This window comes from Pedobacter sp. GR22-6 (genome assembly GCF_037402555.1).
Taxonomy (GTDB): Bacteria; Bacteroidota; Bacteroidia; order Sphingobacteriales; family Sphingobacteriaceae; genus Pedobacter.
This window is the reverse complement of the sequence record NZ_JBBEUC010000017.1, coordinates 1-337: the sequence shown is the minus strand read 5'-3', so window position 1 is coordinate 337 and position 337 is coordinate 1. Positions and strand designations below refer to the sequence as shown.

The 337-nt window shown below is 51.6% G+C and carries 1 pseudogene; it reads right to left on the bottom strand.

From position 1 onward, the window contains the following. Positions 1–337 (bottom strand): annotated as a pseudogene (locus tag WAE59_RS25790) (glucosamine-6-phosphate deaminase); the annotation flags it as partial.

Below are 337 nucleotides of genomic sequence, written 5' to 3'. Positions count from 1 at the left end.
CCCCTCTACGGCTTTTTTAATGATGGAAGCTTTCTTCCTGTTCCATGCCATCAGGATGATCTCGCGTGCTTTGAAAATGGTTCCGATGCCCATGGTAATGGCCTTGGTAGGCACAAAGGACTTACCACCGAAATCCCTGGCCGCATCACGTCTTGTTAAATCATCCAGTGTCACCAGCCGGGTTCCGGAATTGGGTGCAGAGCCGGGTTCATTGAAACCGATGTGGCCTGTACGGCCGATGCCCAGGATCTGGATGTCCAGTCCGCCAAGGTCACCGATCTTCTTCTCGTAAGCCAAACAGAAAGCTGGGATTTCTTCCAGTGACAAAGTACCATCT